The organism is Flavobacterium sp., assembly GCF_965284515.1.
Taxonomy (GTDB): domain Bacteria; phylum Bacteroidota; class Bacteroidia; order Flavobacteriales; family Flavobacteriaceae; genus Flavobacterium.
On sequence record NZ_OZ260089.1, the window covers coordinates 1,933,267 to 1,951,135 of the forward strand.

General features: G+C 28.5%; 14 protein-coding genes. 2 read left to right on the plus strand and 12 right to left on the minus strand.

Translation table 11 applies throughout. The annotated features are described in order from the left end of the window. Positions 1-94: 94 nt before the first annotated feature. The 10 genes from ACQ65T_RS08895 to ACQ65T_RS08940 form a co-directional block, all read right to left on the minus strand. Positions 95-802: a VIT1/CCC1 transporter family protein gene (locus tag ACQ65T_RS08895; protein ID WP_430400725.1), complete on the minus strand. Its 708-nt coding sequence runs from the start codon at positions 800-802 to the stop codon at positions 95-97. A gap of 4 nt (positions 803-806) precedes the next feature. Continuing rightward, a complete protein-coding gene (locus ACQ65T_RS08900) occupies positions 807-1,922 on the minus strand; it encodes an efflux RND transporter periplasmic adaptor subunit (RefSeq protein ID WP_430400726.1) in 1,116 nt (371 codons plus the stop codon). A gap of 1 nt (position 1,923) precedes the next feature. Next, the gene (locus tag ACQ65T_RS08905) at positions 1,924-6,261 is read right to left on the minus strand and encodes a CusA/CzcA family heavy metal efflux RND transporter (protein WP_430400727.1); all 4,338 of its coding nucleotides are present in this window, start codon (positions 6,259-6,261) and stop codon (positions 1,924-1,926) included. Positions 6,262-6,360: 99 nt separating this feature from the next. Beyond that, positions 6,361-6,738 carry a hypothetical protein gene (locus tag ACQ65T_RS08910; protein ID WP_430400728.1) on the minus strand — a complete coding sequence of 126 codons (378 nt, stop codon included), beginning with the start codon at positions 6,736-6,738 and terminating at the stop codon, positions 6,361-6,363. Between the two features lie 49 nt (positions 6,739-6,787). After that, complete coding sequence (locus ACQ65T_RS08915) at positions 6,788-8,173, minus strand: sensor histidine kinase (RefSeq protein ID WP_430400729.1); 1,386 nt, start codon at positions 8,171-8,173, stop codon at positions 6,788-6,790. Further along, positions 8,163-8,828, minus strand: coding sequence for a response regulator transcription factor (locus ACQ65T_RS08920; protein ID WP_430400730.1), 666 nt, complete (start codon positions 8,826-8,828; stop codon positions 8,163-8,165). The genes ACQ65T_RS08915 and ACQ65T_RS08920 overlap by 11 nt, the downstream gene beginning before the upstream one ends. Position 8,829: 1 nt before the next feature. Continuing rightward, positions 8,830-10,257, minus strand: a complete 1,428-nt coding sequence (locus tag ACQ65T_RS08925) for a DUF3570 domain-containing protein (protein WP_430400731.1) — start codon at positions 10,255-10,257, stop codon at positions 8,830-8,832. A 15-nt stretch (positions 10,258-10,272) separates the two neighbouring features. Further along, on the minus strand, positions 10,273-10,482 hold the full coding sequence (locus ACQ65T_RS08930; protein WP_430400732.1) for a DUF4266 domain-containing protein: 210 nt from the start codon (positions 10,480-10,482) through the stop codon (positions 10,273-10,275). 11 nt (positions 10,483-10,493) lie between these two features. Further along, positions 10,494-11,471 (minus strand): FAD:protein FMN transferase, encoded by a 978-nt coding sequence (locus ACQ65T_RS08935; RefSeq protein ID WP_430400733.1) that lies wholly within the window; start codon positions 11,469-11,471, stop codon positions 10,494-10,496. A 5-nt stretch (positions 11,472-11,476) separates the two neighbouring features. After that, complete coding sequence (locus ACQ65T_RS08940; protein WP_430400734.1) at positions 11,477-11,911, minus strand: thioredoxin family protein; 435 nt, start codon at positions 11,909-11,911, stop codon at positions 11,477-11,479. A 156-nt stretch (positions 11,912-12,067) separates the two neighbouring features. Here ACQ65T_RS08940 and ACQ65T_RS08945 point away from each other — a divergent pair, with 156 nt between their 5' ends. After that, complete coding sequence (locus tag ACQ65T_RS08945; RefSeq protein ID WP_430400735.1) at positions 12,068-14,158, plus strand: LTA synthase family protein; 2,091 nt, start codon at positions 12,068-12,070, stop codon at positions 14,156-14,158. A gap of 442 nt (positions 14,159-14,600) precedes the next feature. Then, complete coding sequence (locus ACQ65T_RS08950) at positions 14,601-14,990, plus strand: hypothetical protein (protein ID WP_430400736.1); 390 nt, start codon at positions 14,601-14,603, stop codon at positions 14,988-14,990. Between the two features lie 18 nt (positions 14,991-15,008). Here the strand turns inward: ACQ65T_RS08950 and ACQ65T_RS08955 are convergent, their stop codons facing one another. Both ACQ65T_RS08955 and fabG read right to left on the minus strand, forming a co-directional pair. After that, positions 15,009-17,036, minus strand: coding sequence for a hypothetical protein (locus ACQ65T_RS08955; protein WP_430400737.1), 2,028 nt, complete (start codon positions 17,034-17,036; stop codon positions 15,009-15,011). Between the two features lie 4 nt (positions 17,037-17,040). Beyond that, a complete protein-coding gene (fabG, locus tag ACQ65T_RS08960) occupies positions 17,041-17,787 on the minus strand; it encodes a 3-oxoacyl-[acyl-carrier-protein] reductase (RefSeq protein ID WP_430400738.1) in 747 nt (248 codons plus the stop codon). Between the last annotated feature and the right edge of the window lie 82 nt (positions 17,788-17,869).

Below are 17,869 nucleotides of genomic sequence, written 5' to 3' on the forward strand. Positions count from 1 at the left end.
ATTTGTAAACATTTCTTATTTGATTTTTTTAACACTGCAAATATAAAGACATAAAAATTTAATAAACAAATTTTTTTTAAAATTTATGTTTTGTTTAAGCTAATTGTACACCGAAAAAGTGACCAACTAATGCGGTTAATACCATAGCAATTGTACCCCAAAATGTTACACGCAAAACAGCCTTTATAACACTAGAACCTCCTGTATTTGCAGCTAATGCACCTAATAAGGCTAAAAACAAAATAGCCAAACCATAAAGCGAGTATTCCATATTATGTACTGGCAAAAATAGAGTAACTAAAAAAGGTAAAGCTCCACCAACAGAAAAAGCAGCACCCGAAGCTAATGCTGCTTGTAAAGGATTTGCTTGGCTTATTTCATTAATGCCAAGTTCGTCTCTTACATGTGCTCCTAAAGCGTCGTGAGCAGTTAATTCTTTGGCAACTAGTAACGCAGTTTCTTTTTTTAAACCTCTTTCTTCATAGATTTCAGCTAAGCGCTGCAATTCGATTTCAGGCATTTCTATTAATTCTTGCTTTTCTCTTTCAATATCTGCTTTTTCTACATCTGTTTGAGAGCTTACCGAAACATATTCTCCTGCAGCCATAGATAATGCTCCTGCAACTAATCCGGCTAAAGTTGCTAATATAACGGGTTCTCTAAATTCGCTTGCAGCTGCAACTCCAATTGCAATACTTGAAGTTGAAAGGATACCATCATTTGCACCTAAAACAGCAGCTCTTAACCAATTGCTTTTGTGAATATAATGATTGTCTAAATAATTTTCTTTTGTATCTTCCATTAGTTTAATAAATATCGAAAACTCCTTTTGTAACTAATTTTGAATCTTTGTTAACTCTTTTGTTTTCAATTAATTCTACTTCATTTGTTGATTTTTCACCAATTTCTATGGCTATTTTTTCAAATGTATATTTTCCGTTCTCATTTGATTTTAATAAAAGTACATAATTTTTATCATTTTCGGTAATCAGAGCATCAATAGGAATTGCAAACCCTTTTTTAGAATCTGTTAAAATAGTTGCTTCTACAAACATTCCAGTTAATAAACGTTGTTTAATGGCGTCATCTAAATGTCCGTGAATCATTATGGTTCTATCATTTCCTTCAATCGACTTACCTACCAAAACTACTTCTGCTTTAAATATTTCTTTTGAAGCTTGAGGAACAATGAATTCAATATTTTGACCTTCTTTTACATGTAAAATATCTTTTTCAAAAACAGCTAATTCAACATGTAAATGATTTGTATCTACTATTTCTAAAATAATATCTGAGGCATCCATATACATTCCCACATTTGCATTCATAACAGTTACGTCTCCAGAAATTGGAGCATAAATAGTAATTGTCGATGTTAAATTTCCTTTATGTACTTGAGCAGGAGAAATATTAAGCAATTGTAATTTTTTCTTTAAACTTTGATACATACCGTTTGCTCTTTTATAATCACTTTCTGCTTTTAGATAGTTCTTTTGGGAAGTGATTTTTTCATCATACAATGTTTTTTGTCTTTCGTATTCAGATTTTAAATAATTGATTTGTTCAGCCACTTCTAAATAATCTTTCTGAATATCAATAAAATCAGTATTTTCAAGAGTTACTAAAGCTTGTCCTTTTTTAATTTTATCACCAATTAACAAATGAGTTGATTTTATGTAACCACCTAAAAAAGAAGTGATTTTAACTCTATTTTGTGGAGGAACATCAATTTTACCAGTAGTTTTTATACCTATATTAAAAACCTGTTCTGTTGGAGAACCTATTTCTATTTTAGAGTTTTGAAATTGTTCTTTCGTTATGGAAATAATTCCATCATCAACAGATTCTATTTCTTCTGAAATTGATTCTTTGCAAGAAGTTATAACTAAAGCTAAAATTATTATATATGCTACTTTTCTCATCTTATTCTAATATTATATATTGTAAGTTCAATTGTGTTAAGTTGTATTGTAAAAGAGTTTCTAGATAATCCATTTGAATAGAAGTTGCATTCTCTAAACTCATTATGTATTGGAAAAAATCAATTTCTCCATGTTTATAACTCATATTAGCTACTTTTATAATTTCTTCTGATAATTTCTTTCCATATTGATTATAGTAGTTAATTCCTTCTTGAAACTTTTCTAAAGTTTGTTTTTGCTGACTTAAATGTGTTTCTATTTTTAATATTTCATTTTCTTTTTGAGCTTCCCAACTTTGTAATTCAATTTTAGCAACTTTGTTTTTAGCAACATTTCCGTTAAAGAATAAAGGAATAGAAACTCCCACCTGAAATCCATATAAAGAAGAAGATAAACCTGTATTTTTTCCTTGAAAATATTCTATATTTAAATCAGGTAAAGATTGTTGTTTTTGAAAAGAAATTTGTTTTTTATAAATATTCGTAATGTTTTCATAATAAGAACTATATAGATCCTTATTGTTAGTGTTACTTAAATTATTTTCAGCCTTTAATTCGTTAGAAGTAATTACTAATTTATCATCAGATTGGACTAAAGATTTAAGCTTATCATAAAACCCGATTTTATCTTTTTCAATTTGATTTAATTTGGTTTTAATTTGACGAAACTTAGCTTCAGCTGTGATTTTTTCTAAGTAATTTGTTTCCCCTAATTCAAAACGTCTATCGCTTGCTTTTGAGAAATTTTGATACAAACTATCTAAATATATATATAATTTTTCTTGATGTTGTAGAAATACAATTTGGTTATAAACTATAGAAATGTTAAGAGTTAATTGACTTTTTTGTAAATCTAAATTTGAAATTTCTTTTTCATATTCAGCTTGTAATACTTTTTTATGTGCTCCATAAACTGTTGGAAATGCAAAGCTTTGTTGCACTCCAAATACTTTTAAAGGTTCATTATTAATTGCTAAATTATTTTGGTCATAACTGTAATAAATATTTGTTTTATCTATAGAATATGCTGTTTTAATAGTTGCCTTAGCTTTATCTACTTGTAATTGCATTGCTTTTATATTCTTGTTATTCGCAATTCCTTTTGAAATTAAACTATCAAGTTCTGGATCATTGTTTTGAGCAAATGTAAAACTTGAAAATATGAAAAATACAATTACAAAAGTTCCTGATTCATTTTTTTTAAATTTAGGTTTTTTAAATTCTTTAGTATCCAAAATCTTGTAAAGTATTGGTAATACTAACATAGTTAATAATGTTGCTGTGAACAATCCACCAATAACAACAGTTGCTAAAGGTCTTTGAACTTCTGCTCCAGCTGATGAAGATATTGCCATTGGTAGAAAACCTAAAGCTGCTGCACTTGCAGTTAATAAAACAGGTCGAAGTCTATCAGTAGTTCCTTTTAAGATTAATTCGTTTATGTTTTTCATACCTTGGTGTTTTAATTCTTTGAAATGTTCAATGAGTACAATTCCGTTTAAAACGGCTATTCCAAATAATGCAATAAACCCAACACCAGCAGAAATACTAAAAGGTAGATCACGAATCCATAAGAATAAAATTCCACCAACTGCAGATAAAGGAATGGCTGAATAAACCATTAATGCTTCTTTAACTGACCCAAAAGCAAAATATAATAATATGAATATTAATGCTAAAGCAATTGGTACAGCAATTAATAATCTATCTTTTGCACTTTGTAAGTTTTCAAATTGCCCACCATAAGTTACTCTATAGCCTGTTGGCAATTTAATTTTTGTATTTACTATTTCCTGAATATCATCAACAACACTTTGTAAATCTCTATTTCTTACGTTAATTCCAACTACAATTCTTCTATTGGTGTTATCCCTTGAAATTTTTGCTGGACCAGAAGTATATTCAATTTCGGCTAATTCTTGTAAAGGAATTTGATTTCCACTTGGAGTAGAAACATATAAGTTTTCAATGTCCTGAATATCAGTACGATTATTTTTATCTAAACGAATAACCATATCAAAACGTTTTTCTCCTTCAAATACAGTTCCAACAGTTTTTCCTGCGAAAGCTAACGATAAAACATCATTTAATTCAGCAATATTCATTCCGAATTGTGCTATTTTAGAACGGTTATACTTAACTACCATTTGTGGTAAACCTTCTGTTTTCTCAATAATAATATCTGATGCTCCTTCTACATTTTTAATAGCTTTAGCAATTTCGTCAGCTTTACGAGCTAAAACTTCCAAATCATCCCCAAAAACTTTTACAGCAACATCAGAACGTGTTCCTGAAATAAGTTCATTAAAACGCATTTCTATAGGTTGCGTGAATTCTATTTCCATGTTAGGAATCTTCTTTTCAATAGCTTCTTTTATTTTATCAGCTAATTCGTCTTTAGAATCAGCTGAAACCCATTCAGATTTTGGTTTTAATTTTACAATTACATCACTTTCTTCCATACTCATAGGATCAGTTGGAACTTCTGCAGCTCCTATCCTACTAACTACTTGAGAAACTTCAGGAAAGTTTTTTAAAATTATTTGTTCAATTTTTGTAGTAGTTTCAATGGTTTTACTTAATGAAGTTCCTGTTTTTAAAACGGGTTGAATAACAAAATCGCCTTCATCTAAAGTTGGAATAAATTCTCCACCCATTGTTGTGAATAATACTAAAGCTGAAACCAATAAGGCAAGTGCTCCATACAATACTTTTTTAGTATTATTTAAAGACCAAGTAATTACAGGTAAATACCAAGAATTTAATTTATTGATTAATCGATTTGAAAGAGAATTAGGATTTTCCTCTTTAGGCTTTAAAAATAATGATGAAACTACTGGAACATAAGTAAAACAAAATAACATAGCACCTACTAAAGCAAAACTAAATGTCATTGCCATTGGTTTAAACATTTTCCCTTCAACACCCGAAAGGGATAAAATAGGAATGAATACAATTAGAATGATTAATTGACCGAAAACAGCCGAATTCATCATTTTTGAAGCACTTTTATAGGTTATTTCATCAATTTGAACTTGTCTGTCTTCTTTTGATAATCCAACTAAATGCTTCGATTTATGAGCAATTTGAAAAGCAATAAATTCGACTATAATTACAGCTCCATCTATTATAATTCCAAAATCTATCGCACCTAAACTCATTAAGTTGGCATCAATTCCGAAAATATTCATAAAAGAAATTGCAAAAAGCAAACATAATGGAATTACCGAAGCTACAACTAATCCTGAACGCCAATTTCCTAATAATAAAACCACTACGAAAATTACAATCAAACAACCTAAAATAAGATTTTCAGCAACTGTGAACGTTGTTTTTCCAACTAATTCACTACGCTCTAAAAATCCGTTAATAAAAACACCTTTTGGTAATGTTTTCTCGATTTCTATAACTCTTGCTTTTACATCATCAATTACTTGTTTAGAATTTCCTCCTTTTAGCATCATTACTTGTCCTAAAACCTTTTCACCTTCACCATTTCCTGTGATGGCTCCAAAACGATTGGCTGAACCATAACGAACATTGGCTACATTTTTAATATATATAGGATTTCCATTTATATTTTTAATAACAATATTATTGATGTCTTCGATAGATTTTACTTTTCCTTCGCCACGAATGAAATAACTCTGATTTGTTTTTTCAATATATGCTCCACCTGCAATGCTGTTATTGCTTTCTAAAGCGGTAAAAACATCATTTACAGATATATTCATCGCTTTTAAAGAAGAAGGCGTAATTGCTATTTCGTATTGTTTAAGAAATCCACCCCAAGTATTAATTTCTACAACTCCTTTTATTCCAGATAATTGACGTTTTACAACCCAATCTTGTAGGGTTCTTAAATCGGTTACAGAATATTCGTCTTTATATTCAGGTTTAACTTCTAAAGTATATTGGTATATTTCTCCTAAACCAGTAGTAATGGGACCCATTTCTGGAGTTCCAAAACCTTCCGGAATTTTTTCTGAAGCTGATTTTATTTTTTCAGCAATTAATTGCCTTGGTAAATAGGTCCCCATTTCGTCATTAAAGACAATAGTTACAACTGATAATCCGAATTTTGAAATAGATCGAATTTCTTCTACTCCAGGTAAATTTGCCATTTCTAATTCAACAGGATAAGTAATATATTGTTCAATATCTTGTGTAGAAAGGTTTTGTGATGTTGTGATTACTTGAATTTGATTATTGGTAACATCTGGAACAGCACCAATTGAAATTTGGGTTAAAGAATATAATCCAAATCCAAATATTCCAAGTGTTAATAAAATAATTATGAATTTATTTTTTAAGCTAAAAGCTATAATTTTTTCTAACATTATAAGTAAATTGAAAAATTACTGAATAGTATTTATCAAATTTTCAGATAAATACAAATAAAAAAACAGAAATCGGGAAGAATTTCTAAAGAGTAAATGTTAGTTTATTTTAGGCGGTAGCCAAATTGAAGTAAATAAGTTAGATTTGAAGTAGTTCTTGTAAACAAATTCTTTTGTTACAGAAATTAAAGTTTTAATAATTTCTATTTGAAAGTTTAAGACAGGAAAGGTAAATAATACATTTGCAGTATTATCAAATGTTTTAAAAGGTAAATTTTGATGCTCAGCATTATTATTTTCTGAGTCTTTTGAATAATGAAGCTTTATAAAACCTATAAATGAACTTGAATTTGTAGCAACTTCATTTTTATGCTCATTGTAATGCTCAATTAAGTTAGGAATCTTCAATAATTGCCCTATTGATGTGTTGGCACACAAAAATAATGTTAATAATAAAATGGCAATTATTTTATTCATGATGTAAAATTACTAAAAATTGGACAACTATACTTAACTTAGAAATTAATTAAGATAAAATTAATTTTACGGTTGTACCTTGGTTTTCAATACTTGAGATTTCAATTGAAATGTTTAATAAATCACATATACGCTTAACTATTGACAAACCTATACCATTTCCTTTTATTTCTGGGTGGTTTTCCGCGTTTGAACGGTAAAATGAGTTATAAATATTTTTTAAATCCGTTGGATTAATCCCTACTCCATTATCTTCTATTATACAATTTACTTTTCCGTCAACTTCAGTAACTTCAATATTAATCTGTGCTTCATTTTTAGAATACTTAATTGCATTTGAGATAATATTGCTAAAAATTATTGAAAGTAAATAATTATCTGAATTGATGTAAAAGTCTTTTAAAAAAATTGATTTTATTTGGATGTTTTTTTCTTTTATTTGTTTAGAAAACCTTGATATTGAATCTAAAACTAAAGCATTTATTGAAACTGATTCGTATTTAATGTTGTGCTTTTGATTTTCAAATCGGGCTAGTAATAATAACTGATCTACTAAATTATTTAAACGGTCTACCTCTGTAATACAATAATTTATTTTAGATTCATATTCTTCCTTTTCCCTTGGCTTTCTAATTAAGACTTCGAGTGTTCCTTTTATAATAGCCAAAGGTGTTCTTAATTCATGAGAAGCATCTGAAGTAAACTTTTTTTCACGTTCAACAGCACTTTCTATTCTATCTAACAGTTCATTAATTTTTGTTGATAGTTGATGTAATTCGTCTTTATTTATAGGTAATGGAATACGTTGAGATAAATTGTCTTTTGTTATAGAATTTGCTGTTTCGGTTATTAAATTAATGGGTTTTATACTTCTCCCAGCAAAGAAACGAGCAATTAGAAAAAGTACAATTAAAATTAATGGAAAAGTTATGAGTAGAACTCTTTCTAAAATTACAACAATTTCAAAATCATCTATTGACATTGCTACGATAACATATCCTATTATTTTATTGTTTTGAATAATTGGCCTTTGAATTTGTCTTATAGGTTCATTATTAAGTGATGTATTAAAAAAAGCATTGTTTTGATCTTCTGATTGAAGTTTTAAATTTAAACTGTTAAGATTAGGAGATTTATCTATTAATTCACGATTATTATCAAAAAACTGTACAAAAACAGGATTAATATCAACAGAATTATGTTCAACAGCAGCCCATTGATCAACTTGAATTAAATATGTATCATGTACGTCAATTTTAACATCATCAATATGTTTTTGTAATTCAATATAAATTTCATCATTTATGTGTTTATTGACACTAAGTCTAACAATATAAAAAATAAATAAAAACACAAAAGCAATTAGGATTGAACCACTTACAATATAATTGAAAGCGATTCTGTTTTTAAATGAAAAAGAAAATTTATTTGTCATTTGCAATATACCCAACACCACGAATGGTTTTAATTAAATCTTGGTCTTTTGTTAAATTTAGTTTTTTTCTAATAGCATTCATAAAAACATCTATGACACCGGTATCATATTCAAAATGAATATCCCAAACATCTTCGATTATAGCATTTCTTGTACAAACCTTTCCTTTATTTTTAATCAAATACGCTAATAATTCAAACTCTCTTTGAGTTAAACTAACTTCAACATCATTTACAAATACTTGAAAAAGATCTTTATTTAACTTGATATTACCTAAGGTTAAAATTGAAATTTCTTTATTTTCTCTAAAGTGAATTTTTATTCTTTCTAATAACTCTTCAAAACTGAATGGTTTTTTAATATAATCGTTAGCTCCTGCTTTTAAACCTTCAATCGTTTCTAGTACCGTATCTTTTGCAGTTAAAAAGAGAATTGGAACTGAATTGTTTTGAGCTCTAATAGCTTTACAAACTTCTAAACCATTCATTCTAGGCATCATCCAATCGAGTAGGATTAAATCAATTTTATTATTAAATGTTTTCTCTAAACCTTCAAGACCATTATTTGAAGTTGAAACAGTAAAGTTTTCTTCTTCTAATCCTTGTTTTAGAAAATTTGAAATTCCTATTTCATCTTCTATAATTAAAATATGCATATTATTGTTCTACAAATTTAACTCCGAAAGTAATAATATTAGCTTTTAAGCCATCGTTTCTGTTATAATGACTAAATCTCAAATCTAAATTTTTTAAGCCAAATTTTAATATTTTAAGAGATGTAAAAATATCAGTATAACTTACTCCAAAACCGTATTGATTTGCATTAAATGTAGACAAATCATAATCTGAAGTATAGTATTTTTCAGTAGATAAATGTGTTTCAAATGGAGCAAAATATTTTGCTTTATCTTGTGTATAATAACGATAAGAAGGATATATAGTAAATTTATCTGTAACTTTTACAGGAAGCTCAATACTCACTGTATTTGCAGTAACCCCCCAATTATCCCAGTAATAACGATAATATGTTCTAACTGTTACTCTTTCATTTAAATAATAGTTTAAACGAGCTCCAAAAGGTACTTTAAAGCGTGTATTAGGTAACCTTTCAATGTCATCAGCTAATTGATACACACCTTGATTTTGAGGAGTTGTATACACTGAAATGTATTGTGGGTCACCTATATAGTAATTTGCTTTGTCTGCAAAATAAACTCTTTGATATGGAGTTGACAACATACCTTGTTGTGATAAAAGATCAAAAAATAATGAAAACTGCATTTTTTTTGTTGCTATTTGTGAAAAACCAAAAGATGCAGAATAAGAGTTTCTATTTGTACCATTCCATTTTGTGAAATCGGATGGTAAATAACTTGTAGATGCTAATCCATTTTGATCTAAAACTGTAATTCCATTAAAATAACCATTATTCTGAAAATCAATACCGTATTTGGAAAACTCACTTAGCTCAGTTGGGTATATTGGTCTCCATTGGTCCAAATATACGTTACCTTTTATTGAAATTTCTGAATTCTTATCGTTAAAAAGCCTAGAAATTCCGCCTCCAAATCCAATAGAAGTGTAATCATATTCATTTGAAAAAGCAACATCAGCACTCCATATGAAATTTCTATCGTCGCTACTATGACTATAATTTGCAACAACTGACGCATATACATCTGAAGCCGATGCTCCTGATGATGCTTGCCATGGTGTTCCAGTTGGTCCAGCAAACGGGGGTCTATCATCATCGTCTCCACTAGAAGCTCCTGAAGCATTAAATGGGTTAATATTACTTGAAGAAGCTGAAGTGTAAGCAGAAATCCCAACATCAATTGTTAATACGTCATCTTCATTCATTGGCATAGCAACAACAATATTTGATGCTAAATCCGTTAAATTTTCAGAACCTATTCCACCAGAAACTGCAGAATGAATACCATCTTGTTTATAGTAACTTACTAAAAAATCAATTTCGGTACTTTCTAAAACCCTTTTTTTATAAACAACTGCAGATGAATCTGATTCCTGTGCAAATGAAAAGAGTATGGTAAAAAAGAATACTAATGTTATTTTGTTTTTCATTTAAATCTTAAGTTATTAGTTACAACCGCAACCACCGCCTGTTTTTCCTCCGTTTGCTCCTGCAGCTGCTTCTCTATATACTTGAAAAGTAGTTTCGTATCTTTCCGAAGTTCTTGCAGATAACTTCATGTCAGGATCGTTAATGTATTGCTTATCGTATTCTTTTACAGAATTACATGAAAAAAATGCACTAAACAGTATTAAAAACAGAATTGATTTTTTCATATTATATTGTATTAATTATTTTTTAAATCGATATTTTTTGAAACATGAATTGCACCTTTATCGTCTACAATAATGCAATCTATTCCATTCAATTGGTTAACTAAATCCAAACCTACTTCTACTCCCATAACAAATATTGAGGTAGCTAATGCATCGGCTAATTCTGTTTTTTTTGCAAAAACAGATACGCTTACAATTCCGCTAGATGGATATCCTGTTCTAGGATCTATTATATGTGAATACCTAATTCCATTAAAGGTTACATACTTTTCATAACTTCCAGAAGTTTCTACTGCACTATCTATTAATGGGAATGTAGCAAAAACTTTATTTTTATTCATAGGGTTTATAATTCCTACAGTCCAAGGCGATCCGTCTAATTGACTTCCCCAAGTATTAATATCTCCTGAAACATTGACTACACCTGCTTTACATCCTTTTTCTTGTAATAAATCTTTAATTTTATCTGCAATATAACCTTGGCCTATTCCTCCTAGCCCCAACTTCATTCCTTTGTTTTTAAGGAATACAGTGGTGTCTTTACTGTTAAAAATGATGTTTTGATAACCCACTTTTGCTACCGAATTTTTAATTTCTTCTTCCGTAGGCATATGCTTCATGCTTCCGTCGAATTTCCATATCCTATCCATAGAAGCATAACTAATATCAAAAGCCCCATTGGTAAGTTTAGAAAATTTTACAGCTCTTTCCAATAAATCAAAAACTTCAAAATCAACTTTTACAGGTTGAATTCCTGCATTTTGATTAATTTTTGAAACTTGGGTTGTAGGAATCCAATCTGAAATTAAATGCTCAATTCTTTTAACTTCTCCAAAAGCTTCTTTACAAAAGAAATTCCCCTCAACAGTATCTTTACTTATCACAGTTATTTCAAAAGGACTTCCTAATACGCTATATTTCTTTTTATGAACTACTTGTCCAAAAGAAATGAAACTACTAAGTAAAAAAAGATAAAGGAGGTTTTTCATATTGCTTATTTCTCAATTTCTTGAATCATTTTAACATATTCCTCTGAAGAAACATTTTTAAATCCCATTTTGCCTAAAATTTTCCCCGATTTATCAAGAACAACTACTAAAGGAAAACTACCTTCAATATTATATTTTTCAGCCATTTTTCTATTCTTGTTCATCTGTGCATCTTCCAATTGGTTTGCTTTTTTTCTTGGAAAATCAGCTTTAACTATAATCCAATTTTCATCTGATTCTTTTTTAAAAGCTTCTGATTGCCAAATATTTCTATCTAATTTTATACACGGAGCACACCAATCAGAACCTGAAAAAACAAGTATAATATTTTTGTTTTCTTCGTTTGCCAATTGTTTTGCCTCATCAAAATCTAACTTCCAGTTTTGAGAAAAAACTATTGAACTAAATAAGATTGAAACAATTAAAAAAATATTTTTCATGACTATTATATTTATTACTACAAATTAACTCTTTTTTTTCAATAATGGAAGTATTGTAACTTCTATTTTAAGCAAAACTTAAGTTAGTCTTAAGCAAAGATGAATTTCCTAATTCTAATTTTGGATTAAATATTAATGTTATTCAATTTTAATAAAATGAATTTAAAGAAATACTTTTTACCATACATAAACCTTACTTTATTATATGTTTTAGCAAGTTTCATTTTGCGATTGGTTTTACTGTTTCACCCTATAACACAATCAAAATTTAGTTTTGTATCTATTTTAAAAATTTTCAGTTTCGGACTTCTATCTGATATATTGATATTTACAATTGCTAGTATTTTTTTATGGTTGTATTTAATTTTTCTTTCAGAGACAAAGTACAATAAACCTTGGGGTTATCTTATATTTGGAACTTATATAACAATACTATTGTATATTCTTTCTGGCAAAACAATACTTCATGAATATGGTGGTGTTTTACCAATGCTAGGAATAATATTTGTAGGTACTAAAACCCTTTTGTTTGGTACACAGTTATTTATCCCAAAATTTAGAAAACAAATACGATTTGCTTCTTTCATTTTTACCATTTTTTTATTTAGTTTAATTGTCATTCAAAATGCGTTAAGTGAGTTTTTCTTTTGGAACGAATTTGGTGTGAAATACAATTTCATAGCAGTTGACTATTTGGTTTATACAAATACAGTTATTGGTAATATAATGGAATCCTATCCTGTTATACCATTATTTATAGGAGTTGGATTGCTTACAACGATAGCAACTTATATCATTGTGAAAAAATCTAAATTTTATCTAGAAAATTTACCTTCATTTATAGATAAACTTAAAATTGCAGGAATTTATTTTATCTTATTCATAGTTTCTTTAAATTTAATTCCAATACTTGCTAAACAAGAGAATTCAACAAATATTTTTACAAATGAATTACAAGCCAATGGAATTTATAAATTCTATGGTGCATTTATGAATAGTGAGTTAGATTTCTTTACATTTTACAATACTATACCTGAAAGTGAAGCTTATAAATTGGTTAGAAATCAAATACCAGAAATGGCTGAAAATTCTACTTTGAGAACTATTAAAACAGATACTACCGAAAAGAAAATGAATGTCGTGTTGATTACAATTGAAAGTCTTAGCTCAGAATACATGAAAATGTATGGCTCAGAAAAAAACATAACTCCATTTTTAGATTCTTTGGCTCTACAAAGTCTTAATTTTTCAAATTTATTTGCTACAGGTAATAGAACAGTGAGGGGTTTAGAAGCCATGACATTGAGCATTCCTCCTACTCCTGGTGAAAGTGTTGTAAAACGAAAAGACAACAAAAATAAATTTAGCACAGCGAGTATTTTTGCTTCCAAAGGATATCAAGTGAAGTACTTATATGGTGGTGACGCTTATTTTGATAATATGCGTGATTTTTTTAGTGGAAACGGTTACGATATTATTGATAAAACTACTTTTAGTGAAGATGAAATTACGTTTGCCAACATTTGGGGTGTTTGTGATGGAGACATGGCGAATAAAGCGATTAAAACAATGAATGAAGAAGCAAAAACAGGAAAACCTTTTTTTAATCATTGGATGACAGTTAGTAACCACCGACCATTTACATATCCTGATAAGATTGATATTTCTCCAAATAGAAAATCACGTGATGGAGGTGTTAAATATACAGATTATGCTTTACGTAATTTCTTTAAAATGGCTGAAAAACAAACTTGGTTTAAAAATACAGTTTTTGTAATCGTTGCTGATCATTGTGCTTCTAGTTCAGGAAAAACAGAATTACCAATGGATAAATACCGCATTCCGGCTATGATATATGCTCCAGGATTCGTAAAATCTACAAATAATAACAAGTTGATGTCGCAAATAGATTTAATGCCAACACTTTTTGGTTTATTAAATTTTGAATACCAAAGTAAATTTTACGGACAAGACGTTTTAAAAGAAACATACAAACCAAGAGCTTTTATTGCAACTTATGAAGATTTAGGTTATATAAAAGATAATATACTTACCATTCATTCTCCAGTAAAAAAAGCAAAACAATTTGAGTTAAAGCGTATTGAAAACGAAAAAATAGATGCTGATAATCAAATTTATTATGAGGAAGTTTTAATGAAAAATAAACGCGAAGACTTAATTAAAGAAGCAACTGCTTATTATCAAACAGCTGCGGATATGCTCCAAAAGAAAAAATACGAGAAGTAGTTTTCTTTTTTTCTTCGTTTTGGTATTCCGAAGCATGAAGAATCTCAACAGTTATTATATTATGAGATTTCTCCTTCGTCGAAATAACAATCGTTTATATGAATAGTAAACAATTGTGGAAAGCCGTAATTATTACGGCTTTCTTTTTTTTATTTTTGTAAGAAATTTAACAATCATAAATAGGATTTTTATTATATTTGATATAGTTTCTTTATTAATAATAAATTATATTATTTATGAATTTTTTTAACTTTTTTTAAAAGACTATCCAGAAGTCGGAACATTAGTAATTGCAATAATATCAGGTGCATTTGTTTGGTTTATTCGTAATTTAATTCAATTTTATTTAGATAAAGAAAAATATAATAAAGAACTCAAAACATTTTTTTGGAAAGAAAAAATTAATGCTGCTAAAAAAGCTTCTGAATATTATCTTGAGCATATGAATTATTTAAATTTATTAACATATCAGTTTGAAACTTATGAGAAAAGTCAAATTGATAGTCAAGAACATTTTGAAAATATTAAAAAAGAAGTTGAATTTTACTCAAATAAATTAAAATCATTTCCTCATTTTGAACATCATCACATAAATATTTTTTATGAATTTAATGAAGAACGGTCAATAGAAATTAATAAAAATACTACTGAAATAACGAGAGATTTGTTTGAATTAATTCCAGAAAAAGGAGATACTTTAGAAATTATTAATCATAAAATTAATGAAGCAAAAGTTTTAGCAAATAGATTAAAATTAAATTATGAAGAACATTTTTTACTATATAAAAATCATATAAATAATGTTAGAAATGATTTAAAAGTATATTTGTAAAAAATTTAATTAATATACTTAAACCAACCCATTATACTTTCTCACAAACCATTCCGTTGCCAATGTAATGGTTAATAAGATTAAAAGCCATTTTAAGTCAATTAGCGGAGATTTTTGTACTGTTTGCTTAGCAATTGGTTTGTATTGTTCGTCTTTGGTTAAAACGTCTATTAAACTAGCAATTTGATTAGTGTAATACACATTTCCGTTGGTATTCTTAGCCAATTGTGTCAGTTGGTCTTTGTTTGGGTTTACAAATTGCTTTTCGCTGTTGTAGTTCAAAACTTCAAAACTTCCGTTATAAATATCCTTTTGTTTTGTTTCTCTAACCGTAAACGAATAGTTTCCTGCTTCTAAATCATTAAATACAACTTCAAAATCGGTGTTGGTTTTAATAAAATTGTATTTCAGCGCTTTTTTAGTAGATTGGTTTACCAATATTATTTCCAGAAGTGCATCTGCATCAAATTCATAGTTTTTATTGAAATATTGTGCTTTAATGCTAATGTTTTCGCCAGCATTATAAAAGTTTTCATGTTGTACAACCAAATTCTTTTTAACATCGTTTGAAATCAAATACTGAATGGTTTTATCCATAAACAAATCGAAATCTTTAAAATCATTCTTTGCTAAATAGGTTTCACTACGCCATTTCCAAAGGTTTTCTCCAAATAAATATGAAGTTCGTTGTTTGTTTACTTCGGTAAAAGCCAATAAAGGCGTTTCTAAAGTAACATTTCGAACACGAGCAAAAAGCAATGTTTCTATTTTAGTTTTTGGAACAATGGAAACAAATTTATTTTCTAATGGAGAAAAGTTTTCAAAACCAATATTTTCTTGAGAAAAGTTGGTAAATGATGAATTAAAATTAGCTGAATAATTCTCTGTTTGATGGGTGCTTTGAAAAGCAAAATACTTTTGATTTTTGTTTAAAAAAGTAAAATCGGTATGCTTTCCTGTAATGATAAAACAATTTGAATTGCTATTTTTTATGTGATCAAAAACCGATTGAAATTTAGAATTGGGTTGATAAATTATAAATAAATTATAATTATCTAATGATTTGATTTCATTTATATTAAGAACAGTTACTTTACGTTGTTCATTAATCTCAATACTTCTTTTTAACGCACTAATATCTGGATGATTAATATCGGTAATTAAAGCAATTTCACTGCGCTGATCTAAAATTTCAACCGCAAAATATTTAGAGTTATTGGTTTTGTTTTTTTCTGCAGATAAAGGTGAAATTACTGCTGTATATTTTTGGATTCCAACTTTAGTTGCAGGCAATAAAGCATTTACTGTAATTGTTCTTTTCTCTTTGGTAAATCGTACTTTTTCTTTAAATACAACCTGATTTCCCTGCATAATTGAAAACGTACTTTCAACCGATTGGTTTCCGTTGTATTGCAAAAAGATTTCGACAGGAAATTTATTCTTTAAAAAAGCGTATTTATTTACGTTGATTTGCGCTACTTTTAAGTCGACAACAGTTGTTGTATCGCCTAATATTACAGGGTTAACCGCAATATTTTCAGGAAAAGCATATACATAATCATTTCCTTGTGTTTGATTTCCATCGGTTAATAAAACAACAGGATATTTCTTGTTACGATACAATTGCTTTAGTTCTTTGGCAACATTGTCAATACGAGTTTGCTTTCCTTTAAAATCAGGACTTTCAGACGATTTTAAACCTTCATCAAAAGTATACGCTTGAACGGCATATTTATCGACAAGACCTTTGTCTTTAAGAATTACGTTGAATAATTCGGTTAATTTAGAAGTGTTCTCTAATTCAGAAATAGAGCTAGAATTATCTACAATTATAGGTAAAGGAATTTTCTCTATTTCGTTAATTTTTCTACTGATTATAGGGTTAATAAGTAATATCAGAATTGTAAAAATGGAAATAAAACGTAAAAAAGCCAAAAACAACGTCACTTTTGACCTGTTTTTGGCTTTGTATATATATTGATAAAACGACAATAATCCAGCAATTACTACTGAAAGTACTAGAAGCAAGATTGTTGTCTTTGTCATACTATTAAGTTAACATTCCTCCATCAACATTAATCACTTGTCCGGTTACATAAGCACTCATATCTGAAGCTAAGAAAACACACACATTTGCAATATCTTCAGGAGTTCCACCTCTTTTTAACGGAATAGATTCTCTCCAACCTTTAACCGTATCTTCGTTTAATTTTGCTGTCATTTCTGTTTCAATAAAACCTGGAGCAATTGCATTTGAACGAATATTTCTTGAACCTAATTCTAATGCAATAGATTTAGTAAAACCAATCATACCTGCTTTTGACGCAGCATAATTAGCTTGACCAGCATTACCTTTTACTCCTACTACACTACTCATGTTAATGATAGAACCTTTACGGTTTTTCAACATAATTTTTTGTACGGCTTTAGTCATGTTAAACACCGACTTTAAGTTAATTTCGATAACTGCATCAAAATCTTCTTCGCTCATACGCATTAACAAATTATCTTTAGTAACACCTGCATTATTGATTAAAATGTCGATAGTTCCAAATTCAGCAATAACATCATCAATTAGTTTTTGTGATTCATTAAAATCAGCTGCATTTGATTTATATCCTTTTGCTTTAACACCTAAAGCGTTTAATTCATTTTCTAAAGCTGTTGCTGACTCTACAGACGAACTGTATGTAAATGCAACATTAGCTCCTTGCTGAGCAAATACTTCAGCAATACCTTTACCAATACCTCTACTGGCACCAGTTATAATGGCAACTTTACCTTCTAATAGTTTCATAATAATTTATATACGTTTGGTTTGTTTCAATTAAACTTCAAATATAAGAATATTTTAATCTTTAAAAAATAGTATATTTTGG

Bases quoted from the DNA above. Each gene is read 5' to 3' on its own strand.
- ACQ65T_RS08895 (WP_430400725.1), bottom strand. From the start codon at position 802: ATGGAAGATACAAAAGAAAATTATTTAGACAATCATTATATTCACAAA.
- ACQ65T_RS08900 (WP_430400726.1), bottom strand. From the start codon at position 1,922: ATGAGAAAAGTAGCATATATAATAATTTTAGCTTTAGTTATAACTTCT.
- ACQ65T_RS08905 (WP_430400727.1), bottom strand. From the start codon at position 6,261: ATGTTAGAAAAAATTATAGCTTTTAGCTTAAAAAATAAATTCATAATT.
- ACQ65T_RS08910 (WP_430400728.1), bottom strand. From the start codon at position 6,738: ATGAATAAAATAATTGCCATTTTATTATTAACATTATTTTTGTGTGCC.
- ACQ65T_RS08915 (WP_430400729.1), bottom strand. From the start codon at position 8,173: ATGACAAATAAATTTTCTTTTTCATTTAAAAACAGAATCGCTTTCAAT.
- ACQ65T_RS08920 (WP_430400730.1), bottom strand. From the start codon at position 8,828: ATGCATATTTTAATTATAGAAGATGAAATAGGAATTTCAAATTTTCTA.
- ACQ65T_RS08925 (WP_430400731.1), bottom strand. From the start codon at position 10,257: ATGAAAAACAAAATAACATTAGTATTCTTTTTTACCATACTCTTTTCA.
- ACQ65T_RS08930 (WP_430400732.1), bottom strand. From the start codon at position 10,482: ATGAAAAAATCAATTCTGTTTTTAATACTGTTTAGTGCATTTTTTTCA.
- ACQ65T_RS08935 (WP_430400733.1), bottom strand. From the start codon at position 11,471: ATGAAAAACCTCCTTTATCTTTTTTTACTTAGTAGTTTCATTTCTTTT.
- ACQ65T_RS08940 (WP_430400734.1), bottom strand. From the start codon at position 11,911: ATGAAAAATATTTTTTTAATTGTTTCAATCTTATTTAGTTCAATAGTT.
- ACQ65T_RS08945 (WP_430400735.1), top strand. From the start codon at position 12,068: ATGAATTTAAAGAAATACTTTTTACCATACATAAACCTTACTTTATTA.
- ACQ65T_RS08950 (WP_430400736.1), top strand. From the start codon at position 14,601: ATGAATTATTTAAATTTATTAACATATCAGTTTGAAACTTATGAGAAA.
- ACQ65T_RS08955 (WP_430400737.1), bottom strand. From the start codon at position 17,036: ATGACAAAGACAACAATCTTGCTTCTAGTACTTTCAGTAGTAATTGCT.
- fabG (WP_430400738.1), bottom strand. From the start codon at position 17,787: ATGAAACTATTAGAAGGTAAAGTTGCCATTATAACTGGTGCCAGTAGA.